We start from the raw sequence: 8,254 nt of genomic DNA, 5'->3' as shown, positions 1-8,254 counted from the left end.
ATTAAGGCTGACCAAGAAAGTCTTTTTTACCAAGTTCTACACCGCAGTGTCTGAGAATGTCATAGGCTGTTGTGACATGAAAATAGAGGTTTGGTAAAACAAAATAGAGGAGATATGGCATTCCTTGAAAAGATATAGTATTGTCACGCATCTCAATAGTAATTTCTCTCTCCTCTGAACCGTCGATTTGCTCAGGTTTAAATGTGTTTAAATGAGAGATTGTTTGATGAATGCGGTCAATAAGTTGAGGGAATGTAGTTTCATTGTCCTCAAACTTGGGTGCTTCTACCCCTGCTAGTCGTGCAGTACCTCTGTTTACCATGTCAGAGGCAATTTGTACTTGTTTTGATAATGGAAGCATATCTGGGGATAGACGGCTATTGATCAACACAGAAGGATCGATTTTTTTTGTTTCTGCATAAGTAGCACCTTTTTCAAGAATAGCTATAAGATTATTCAGTGCGCGAATAGACACGGGTATTGAAGCTTTATACATTGATATAGTCATTAATATTTCTCCAGAAAAAGTTAAAACGACTTTGATCTACCCCATCTAATCTTAGAGGGATTGACTGTAATTTGGTGTCAAAAATAAGGATTTACCATTTAATGTTAGAACATAAACCACCAAACCTAGTGACTGTAACTTCTTTAGAAGTTGGCTGAATTTTTCTTTGCTCGGAGTGATGAAAGAGCGCTAATGTAAAGAATAATTACTAGATAAGCTTACTATGTACTCGATAGTGATAACTTCTTGAACTTGATATATAAATCAGATTTGATTTTTGAAGAAATAACCTACTTTTAAAGCTTATGTATGAAAAAATTGCTATTCCTATTTTAAGTCTCATGTTCGCCACGCTCATACCTAATGTGGTAGTTGCTGAAAGTGTGATGAAAAAAGTAGCCAGAACAGGGGTGTTAACAGCTGGTACTAGTAGAGATGCGCTACCTTTTGCCTATGTGGATAGTCAAGGAAAGTTAAATGGCTATTCTGTAGATATGCTGACTTTGATTAAAGAGCAATTAGAAAAAGACTTAGGAAAAAAAATTAAGCTGCAATTAGTTGCTCTTAGCCCCTCTGAACGGATTCCTAAAATAGTTAATCAACAAGTTGATATTGTCTGTGATGCTAGTAGTTTTACATGGAAGCGAGATAAAAAAGTAGACTTTTCTGTGAGCTACGGTGCGACTGGAACTCAATTATTAGTTAAGAAAGGAAGTAATCTAGGTTCCCCTGAATCGCTGATTGGTAAGCGAATTGGAGTGCTGGCGGGAACGACAAATGAGCAAGCGATCGCTCATGTACAACCCAAGGCTAAACTAGTATATTTTAAAACTAGGGTAGAAGGATACACAGCTTTGCAAGAAGGTACTATTGATGCTTTCTCATCCGATAGCATTCTTTTAGAGGGATGGCTGCAACAGCAAAAAAATCCAGATGCTTTTGCGATCGCACCCGATCGCCCCTATTCACGAGAAGGCATCGCTTGTATGGTTCCAGAAAATAACTCAAAATTCTTGGATACAGTCAACTATTCTCTAGTCAAATTCATGCAAGGATTTGTGAATGGAAATCAGCGATATGTCACTATTTTTGACCGTTGGTTTGGATCTCATGGTGCTGTAACGCTCAATCGGGATTTACGTGATTTGGTAATAGAAACTATGCAATTAGTCATAGAATTTCGTGAGGAAATTCCCAAAAGTGACCTGTGAAATAATGGGTTTTCTCCACAAAATTATTATCCAAAAAAAACGAACCACAGAGACAAGGCAGCGCGGTCTTGGGGGTTTCCCCCATGAGCGACTGCCGCGCAGAGAACACAGAGAGAAGAGAAATAGAAAGGATTTTTGTGTCAGTTTTGGGATGTTTTTTTATTTGGAAGTCCCTATAGAAGTCGCCCGATCGCGGAATGTTTTATCACTGAGGGGAATGATTGATGCAAGCTCCAATAGATTTTGCCGACATCACAGCAGAAACTCCAACGCTCTCAACCGTTACCGCCGAATACCAAGTCATCCAGACGCAGTTTAACCAGGCTCAAACCTCTGAGCAACGAAAGTCTATTCTTGAGCAGTGGGATGCCTTGCGACGCAGACTCAGTACGTGGAAGGAACTCACGCAACTGCACTTTCACCAAGACACGCAAAACCCAGAGTACAAAACTGCCTTGGATTATTGCAGTGAACTTTCACCATCTCTGCTCGCTCTTGAAATAGACCTAAAACGGCAACTGATCCACAGCCCTTATCGCGCCGAGTTAGAGCAAAGTTTGGGACGACAAGCCTTTTTGCTGTGGGAAGCAGACATCACGACTTTTGAGCCGACGATCGCGGCAGATTTAGTTGAAGAATCCAAACTTACCAATGAGTACACCGAACTGATCGCCTCGGCAAAGCTAGAATTTCAGGGTCAGCAGGTGAATTTATCGGGTTTGCAACCTTATCTGCAAAGTAAAGATCGCGATATTCGCCACCAAGCAGAACAGTGTCGCTGGCAGTTTTTTGAGCAGAATCAAGACCGCTTCGATCTACTGTTCGATCGGTTAGTGAAACTGCGCGATCGCATGGCAAAAAAATTGGGCTATGAAAATTACATTGCACTAGGATATCCCCGAATGCGACGGGTGGATTACGATCAAACCGATGTCGAGTGCTATCGAGAGCAAGTCGTTCAAGAAGTCGTTCCCCTAGCGATCGAGCTAATTGGGCAACAAGCTCAACGGCTCAAGCTAGACACCGTGTATTTCTGGGATGAGTCCGTCTTTGATGCAGAAGGCAGTCCGGCTCCAATTGGCGGTCATGACTGGATGCTAGAACGGGCGCAAGAAATGTTTGATGCCATGAATCCATCGCTGGGTAGTTTTTTTAGGATGATGGTTGAGCAGCATTTATTGGATTTGCAAAACCGTCCCCAAAAAGCCGGAGGCGGATTCTGTACAAGCTTCGCAACCTATGATCTGCCTTATGTCTTCGCAAATTTCAATGGCACAAAAAACGACGTGCAGGTGTTGGTTCACGAGATCGGTCACGCCTTTCAAATGTGGCAAAGTCGCCATTTGCCAGTTTTCGATTACCTCTGGCCTACCCTAGAATCGTGTGAAATTCACTCCATGAGCTTAGAGTTGCTCACCAGATCGCAGATGGAAAAGTTTTTCGGCGATCGAGCCGAGCAATTTCGTAGGCAGCAGTTAGCCTGGTCGATTCTGTTTCTGCCTTATGGTGTGGCAGTCGATCATTTTCAGCATTTGGTCTATGCCAACCCAGAAGCAACCCCCCAAGAACGACATCAAATGTGGCAACAGATGGAAGCTCGTTATCTGCCTTGGCGTAAATATGGAGATTTGAACTACCTTAACAAAGGCGGACTCTGGCAAGACAAACAGCACATCTACTGTTCGCCGTTCTACTATATAGATTACACTTTGGCGGGGTGTTGCGCGTTGCAGTTTTGGGTCAAAGCAGAAGAAGATTATTCACGGGCGCTAGCAGAGTATATTGCCTTATGCGATCGCGGTGGTTCGGCATCCTTTCGAGAATTAGTGCGATCGGCAAATCTCATTTCTCCATTTGAACCAGGCGCACTGACTCAAGTTGTTGAAAAAGTGCGTTCCTCTTTGAAGGTCAAGCGATCGCAAACTTAGGGTTGAACTTCGCGCAGCCGTCGTTCCAGAAAGCGGCGTTCGCTGTCATTTGTTACCAGTAGCAGCGCGAGGGCGTAGCTTTGTGCGGCTGAGGCTGAGGCTCCCATGCGGCGCAACAGATCGGCGCGGGTGGCGTGAAATAGATGGTAGTCATGAAGTTGAGGGGCAAGCCCATCGATGAGTCCGAGCGCCGTTTGCGGACTCTCGATCATTGAGATTGCCACCGCCCGGTTTAGCGACACAATCGGCGAAGGCTGCAAGCGTTCGAGCAAATCGTAGAGGCGGACAATTTGTAACCAGTCCGTTTCTTCTGCTTGTGCTGCTTGACAATGTAGTGCTGCGATCGCCGCTTGCACAGCAAACGAACTAATCTCGCCCCGCAGTGCCTCTTCAACGAGCGGTAACGCCTCAGCAATCTGCTGTTGATTCCAGCGACCACGATCCTGATCTTCGAGCAATACCAGATCGCCCGCCTCATCCAAACGGGCATCGCGCCGGGAGTCGTGCAGCAACATCAGCGCCAAGAGTGCAGTCACTTTTGAGGGCGGTTGCGGTGCCATCAATGTCCTCACTAGGCGACCCAGCCGAATTGCTTCTGTGCAGAGGTCAGCCCTGACTATCATCTTGCCCCTAGTTGCCGCGTAACCCTCGTTGAAAATCAGATAGATTGCCGTCATCACTGCGTCTACCCGCACAGAAAGATCGTTCGTGTCCGGCACTTTATAGGGAATACCTGCATCCCGAATCTTGCGCTTGGCACGCACCAAGCGTTGCGCCATCGTTGCCGTCGGCACGAGAAACGCCCGCGCAATTTCATCCGTCTCAAGTCCGCCCAGCATCCGCAGCGTCAAAGCAACTTGTGCCTCGATCGCTAGTGCTGGGTGACAGCAAGTAAAGATCAGCCGGAGCCGATCGTCTGGAATTTCATCTGTATCCTCAGTTGGCTCCTCGTGGTTTGGAATCAACCCGGAGACGGCGTACCATTCCAGCTTTTCCGTCAGCCGTGTCCGCCGTCGGAGGCGATCGATGGCTTTGTATCGGGCTGTTTTGACGATCCACGCACGGGGGAGATCGGGTACGCCGCTAGACTGCCACTGATTCACGGCGGCTATAAAGGCTTCCTGTACCGCTTCTTCAGCCACGTCGAAATCTCCCACCAACCGGATGAGAATGGCGACGATCCGCCCCCATTCAGCCCGGTAAAGGGAAGCGATCGCTTGATTTACGTCTGTTTTTGCGTTTGGGATCATACCTGAGATCAAAAATTTTTGGCGAGGTGTCGATTTTAGTCACCACCGTTCGACTTACTAACAAAGGGAAACAAGGGAGGTAAACCTCGATCGTACTAAACGATTAAAATTTTTGACGGAGTGTCGATTTGAGTCAGCACTGTTCGACTTACTAATAAAGGGAAGCAACAACGGGAAATAAAGGAGGCAAACCGATGAAATATTTGCTGCTGATTTACCTGGAGGAAAATGCCCTGAGCGAAACCGAGCGGGAGAAGTGTTATGTAGAATCCGCACAACTAGCACAACAACTCAACTCGAAGGGGCAGTATCTCGCTACCGCCCCGCTCCACCCTGTCGCCACCGCAACTAGCGTTCGGGTGCGCGATGGCAAACCGCTAGTGACTGACGGGCCTTTCGCAGAAACCCGCGAACAATTGGGCGGTTTTTTTCTAATTAATGCTGAGGATCTCGACGAAGCGATCGCGATCGCCGCCCGAATACCAAGCGCGCGTGTCGGCACTGTCGAAATCCGCCCTGTGATTGAAGTTGCGGGCTTGCCAGAGAATTTGTAACTGCACTCAACCTCAAACCAAAAGGAGAGATTCTGATGACAACTAAAAATGCGATCGCCACTAACGAAGTTCAGATTCGCCAACTGATTGCCGAGCAACAACGCGCCATCTGCGCCAAAGATGTTGACCAAATCATGTCCCACTATGCCACCGAGGTCATCATCTTCGATGTTAAACCTCCCTTCCAAACCCAAGGGAAAGATGCTTTGGCTCAAGTATGGTCAGAATGTTTGCCTTACTTCCCCGACACCTTTGAGATTGAAACACGAGACCTCAACATTACCGTCAGTGAAGACTTAGCAGTTGCACACTGGCTATTTCGCTTCACAGGAACCCAAGACCATCCGGCAATGCAAACGTGGATGCGCGTCACCTCTGTTTGTCAGAAAAATCAAGGCGAATGGCAGATATCACACGAACACCTCTCGGTTCCATTCGATCCACAGACAAATCATGCTGTATTCACGCTCAACCCATAGCCCAATTCACTGAGCTAACCCAAGAAACACCGATGTCAGCAGACTACTTAACTTGTTATTACTGGAGGCGCTTACAAGCGTCTCCTTGAGACTCAAACCTCAGCACTTTTTCGTCGTTCCTTCACTCTGCAATAATTCAAAATAATAACCCATGAGTACTCAAATTTTTGTCAATTTACCAGTCAAAAACCTCAATCAATCGATCGAGTTCTTTACTCAACTCGGCTTCCAATTTAATCCTCAATTCACTGACGAAACTGCCACCTGCATGATTGTGTCCGAAAACATCTTTGTCATGCTTTTGACTTATGAGAAGTTTAAGACGTTTACTCCCAAAGAAATTTGTGATGCCACAAAAAGCACAGAAGTGCTTGTTTGTCTATCTTCTGATAGCCGAGAACAAGTTGATGAAATGGTTCACAAAGCTGTCGCTGCCGGTGGAACAATCTACAATGAACCGCAAGATCACGGTTTTATGTATGGACATGGATTTGCTGACTTAGATGGCCACATTTGGGAAATTATCTATATGGAGCCAAATCCAATAAATCTTGGTTGAAAATGCTCCCAACATAATGCATTTGCAAGGTTTGAGTAGCGACAAATAGACCATTTGTAGAGACGCGATGAATCGCGTCTTTACCCAAGCATGTGTGGCAATCATTAATTGAGTTGATATAATTTACGACAGCAGAAAAGTATTGGGCGAATAGAATGACTCTGTTGGCGAATTGCGATCGCTATCGAGCCTCTTGATTCTAATCGGAGTAACGGAAACGTTTCCAGTTCCGCTCCTGACTTCTGACTTTTTCTTCAATTCTCCACAGGTGTTAGTTTTAAAGGATACAATGGCTCAGATCCATTTAATTGCCAAATTCTAAATACCAATACAGCAGCTACAGTTAGCCATACACAAGAAAATGATAAAGTCATACCCGCCAGAGGATTAGTTTGCCAATAAATTACTGTCACCACTACAGCAGATAACCAAGGGCCTAAAATAACTACAGGAACAGCAGCACCTAATCTCCGTTCTACAGTAAAAATTGTATTCCAAGTATCCCCTAAAGCCAGATGTACCACAAACAAAATGAAAGGCAGCACTAAAAATTGGTGATTCATTTGCTGCCAAATCAATACAGAAGAAATTACCCGCAAAACGGCAATTATCATCCAAACTATGGGAAATGCTAAAGGTGGAGGAGACCATTTTGGTCTGATTACCTGGTCATAAGTCTGACGAGAACGGGTATTATCTAAAAGAGAAAAAATTCGTGAGCGGATACTTAATAGAGCAAAAAATAATCCAGTTAAGAAAGTGCTAAACCAACTGGTAAAAGAAGAATTGTTATCAATCAAAGTTACTAGTTTTTCCATTCCCAGCAACACAATAACCATCACTACTATCTGTAGGATAGTTCCTAGCGTATAAACTAAAACTGCTCTGATATCTAGTTCTTTTGTAGTAGCTATTGATGTATTTAGAGGCTGTTGTTGATTAAGAGTTTTTACCCCCATCACTGTATTGACAAACCGTTCAAGTATCCCACTATTATTGGATTGGTTCATAATTCCGAGATTGTGCGTAGTTTGTAATTCGTCTAAAAGTAAACTGCTGTAACTGACTTCAATTATAGTTTACCTTGAGTAATGACTTTCCAATAATCAAGAAAATGGCTCATTTCAGGGTTCTTAGTCGTAAAATTTTTAGAACCGTCGTTCTCAGAAATGATCATGTAGTTTCCTGATTCCAGTTGAGTAATAAACCAATTGAGGAATGTCCCTAAATCATCTGCAAAGACAAATTTGATATCTTCATCTCTACCAAAATTGATAACTTGTCCGACAGTTCCTTGATTGTGTGGATCTAAATCTATACCTAAATGATTTCCACCCCAATCGAAAGCAAAGGGAATCCACTTTTTACTAGCATATATTTCTTTAACTTTTTTTGGGGTGTAAGATTGACCAAGAATATGTTTATTTATCCCTTCATCAACAAGTTCTGCCCAGACTTGCCAATTTCTATAAATTTCTGACAGAGACAAGAATTCTAAACCGTAAAAAATTCCTGGGTACGCTCTACTCACCTGACCGTTATGCCACTTATATAATTCTTTAAATGATGAGGGTAACTCTATTTGGATTTGATTTTCTAACTCTAGAATTTCTTCATCAGTTGCTGCGGTGTTTAAAGTATCTAACATTTCCGGCAAATGCTTTTTAAACCATGTTTCAATTCGAGTTAATATCTCTTTCATAAAAACTTATGGTAAATTTGAAAAAAACGATTCTAGCTTTATTTCCCACAATTTCAGTAATTA

9 protein-coding genes are annotated in these 8,254 nt (G+C 43.9%); 5 read left to right on the top strand and 4 right to left on the bottom strand.

Translation table 11 applies throughout. The features are described 5' to 3' along the window. Position 1: 1 nt before the first annotated feature. A complete protein-coding gene (locus HWQ37_RS07835; RefSeq protein ID WP_292745571.1) occupies positions 2 to 508 on the bottom strand; it encodes a DUF1993 domain-containing protein in 507 nt (168 codons plus the stop codon). A 305-nt stretch (positions 509 to 813) separates the two neighbouring features. On the opposite strand from HWQ37_RS07835, the gene HWQ37_RS07830 reads away from it, so the two are divergent. Both HWQ37_RS07830 and HWQ37_RS07825 read left to right on the top strand, forming a co-directional pair. After that, complete coding sequence (locus HWQ37_RS07830; RefSeq protein ID WP_292745569.1) at positions 814 to 1,719, top strand: amino acid ABC transporter substrate-binding protein; 906 nt, start codon at positions 814 to 816, stop codon at positions 1,717 to 1,719. A gap of 224 nt (positions 1,720 to 1,943) precedes the next feature. Then, the gene (locus HWQ37_RS07825) at positions 1,944 to 3,647 is read left to right on the top strand and encodes a M3 family oligoendopeptidase (protein WP_292745566.1); all 1,704 of its coding nucleotides are present in this window, start codon (positions 1,944 to 1,946) and stop codon (positions 3,645 to 3,647) included. Here the strand turns inward: HWQ37_RS07825 and HWQ37_RS07820 are convergent. Next, positions 3,644 to 4,897 (bottom strand): RNA polymerase sigma factor, encoded by a 1,254-nt coding sequence (locus HWQ37_RS07820; RefSeq protein ID WP_292745564.1) that lies wholly within the window; start codon positions 4,895 to 4,897, stop codon positions 3,644 to 3,646. The two genes, HWQ37_RS07825 and HWQ37_RS07820, sit on opposite strands and share 4 nt — an antisense overlap. Positions 4,898 to 5,091: 194 nt before the next feature. On the opposite strand from HWQ37_RS07820, the gene HWQ37_RS07815 reads away from it, so the two are divergent. The 3 genes from HWQ37_RS07815 to HWQ37_RS07805 all read left to right on the top strand — a co-directional run bounded on the left by HWQ37_RS07815 (position 5,092) and on the right by HWQ37_RS07805 (position 6,489). Further along, a complete protein-coding gene (locus HWQ37_RS07815) occupies positions 5,092 to 5,451 on the top strand; it encodes a YciI family protein (protein WP_292745562.1) in 360 nt (119 codons plus the stop codon). A gap of 35 nt (positions 5,452 to 5,486) precedes the next feature. Next, positions 5,487 to 5,930: a YybH family protein gene (locus HWQ37_RS07810; protein ID WP_292745560.1), complete on the top strand. Its 444-nt coding sequence runs from the start codon at positions 5,487 to 5,489 to the stop codon at positions 5,928 to 5,930. Between the two features lie 151 nt (positions 5,931 to 6,081). Beyond that, positions 6,082 to 6,489 carry a VOC family protein gene (locus HWQ37_RS07805; protein WP_292745558.1) on the top strand — a complete coding sequence of 136 codons (408 nt, stop codon included), beginning with the start codon at positions 6,082 to 6,084 and terminating at the stop codon, positions 6,487 to 6,489. 254 nt (positions 6,490 to 6,743) lie between these two features. Here the strand turns inward: HWQ37_RS07805 and HWQ37_RS07800 are convergent, their stop codons facing one another. Beyond that, a complete protein-coding gene (locus HWQ37_RS07800) occupies positions 6,744 to 7,499 on the bottom strand; it encodes a TspO/MBR family protein (RefSeq protein WP_292745556.1) in 756 nt (251 codons plus the stop codon). A gap of 62 nt (positions 7,500 to 7,561) precedes the next feature. Beyond that, the gene (locus HWQ37_RS07795; protein ID WP_292745554.1) at positions 7,562 to 8,191 is read right to left on the bottom strand and encodes an SMI1/KNR4 family protein; all 630 of its coding nucleotides are present in this window, start codon (positions 8,189 to 8,191) and stop codon (positions 7,562 to 7,564) included. Positions 8,192 to 8,254: the final 63 nt, after the last annotated feature.

Source organism: Nostoc sp. NMS4 (assembly GCF_017115095.1).
Lineage (GTDB): Bacteria > Cyanobacteriota > Cyanobacteriia > Cyanobacteriales > Nostocaceae > Nostoc.
The sequence above is the reverse complement of the archived record's forward strand: the minus strand, read 5'-3'. Positions and strand labels throughout refer to the sequence as shown.

Excerpts from the sequence above, each read along its gene's own strand:
- HWQ37_RS07815 (WP_292745562.1), top strand. The coding sequence starts at position 5,092 with ATGAAATATTTGCTGCTGATTTACCTGGAGGAAAATGCCCTGAGCGAA.
- HWQ37_RS07810 (WP_292745560.1), top strand. The coding sequence starts at position 5,487 with ATGACAACTAAAAATGCGATCGCCACTAACGAAGTTCAGATTCGCCAA.
- HWQ37_RS07835 (WP_292745571.1), bottom strand. The coding sequence starts at position 508 with ATGACTATATCAATGTATAAAGCTTCAATACCCGTGTCTATTCGCGCA.
- HWQ37_RS07800 (WP_292745556.1), bottom strand. The coding sequence starts at position 7,499 with ATGAACCAATCCAATAATAGTGGGATACTTGAACGGTTTGTCAATACA.
- HWQ37_RS07805 (WP_292745558.1), top strand. The coding sequence starts at position 6,082 with ATGAGTACTCAAATTTTTGTCAATTTACCAGTCAAAAACCTCAATCAA.
- HWQ37_RS07820 (WP_292745564.1), bottom strand. The coding sequence starts at position 4,897 with ATGATCCCAAACGCAAAAACAGACGTAAATCAAGCGATCGCTTCCCTT.
- HWQ37_RS07795 (WP_292745554.1), bottom strand. The coding sequence starts at position 8,191 with ATGAAAGAGATATTAACTCGAATTGAAACATGGTTTAAAAAGCATTTG.
- HWQ37_RS07830 (WP_292745569.1), top strand. The coding sequence starts at position 814 with ATGTATGAAAAAATTGCTATTCCTATTTTAAGTCTCATGTTCGCCACG.
- HWQ37_RS07825 (WP_292745566.1), top strand. The coding sequence starts at position 1,944 with ATGCAAGCTCCAATAGATTTTGCCGACATCACAGCAGAAACTCCAACG.